The sequence below is a fragment of the Asanoa iriomotensis genome, from assembly GCF_016862515.1.
Classification (GTDB): Bacteria; Actinomycetota; Actinomycetes; order Mycobacteriales; family Micromonosporaceae; genus Asanoa; species Asanoa iriomotensis.
In genome coordinates, this window is record NZ_BONC01000182.1 from 1 (window position 1) to 1,025 (window position 1,025).

At 68.3% G+C, this 1,025-nt stretch carries 1 protein-coding gene; it reads left to right on the forward strand.

Features of this window, described 5'->3' with window-relative positions; translation table 11 throughout:
- Nucleotides 1-175: 175 nt before the first annotated feature.
- Nucleotides 176-1,025, forward strand: an 850-nt coding sequence (locus Air01nite_RS40870) for a DUF8189 domain-containing protein (protein ID WP_505606731.1), incomplete at its 3' end; no start/stop codon positions are given.

A 1,025-nucleotide genomic window follows, 5' to 3' on the forward strand; every position in this document is an offset into this window, starting at 1 on the left:
CCGCAGTCCCGCAGGCATCGTCTACCAGAAGACCTGGAACGGCACCTGGAGCGACTGGACCTCCATCGGCGGCATCCTCGGCTGAGCGCCGCGAACCCCTCTACTCCGGGCTGCCTGGTCCCCCAATGCCCAGCCAGGCAGCCCGGGCACCCCTTGCCTGGCAGAAGGAGCCCCAATGGGACGAACACTGCCGCGGGTTGGACTCGCGGCAATGATCTCGATAGCGGCCCTCGGCGCACTCGCGGTCCCCGCGAGCGGTGCGCCCGCAGTCAGCACGGTCCCATGTGACCCGGCCGGCACCAGCGCTGCTGACGGCGCCAGGGCCACCCAGCTGAACGGACAGTTGACCGGCAGGTTGGCCGGAGCGATGACGGCGTACCGCGTCTCATGCGCCCGGATGGTCGTCAAGGCGGTCCGGGACCGGGACCTCGCCGCGCGCGCCGCCGTCATCGCGATCACGACCACGATCGTGGAAAGCAACATCCAGAACATCAACGTGGAGTACGACCACGACAGCCTCGGCCTGTTCCAGCAACGCGCCCCCTGGGGAACCGAGGCCCAGCGACTCGACCCGATCTGGGCCACCAACGCGTTCCTCGACAAGTTGTTCCGGGAGTACCCGGGCAACTCGTGGATGACCGCGCCGATCGGCGAGGTGTGCCAGGCCGTACAACAGTCGGATTTTCCGAGCCGATACCAGCCCGAGGCCGCTGACGCGCAACGCATCGTGGACGCGCTCTGGTCCGCGTCGACCCTGCCGGGTTCGGTTGGCGGCCCGGCGTCGGTGTTCGTCAACGGTGAGCATCATGTGTTCGGGGTCAGTCCGAGTGGGAAGTTGAGCCAGAACACCTGGCGCTCCAACGGCGGCTGGCTCGGCTGGGAGACCCTCGGCGGGACGGTGGAGGGCACGCCGGCGGTCGTCTACCACGACGGCAGATACGACGTGTTCGCCCACAGCCCGAGCGGCATCGTCTACCAGAAAACCTGGAACGGCACCTGGAGCGGCTGGACCTCCATCGGCGGCA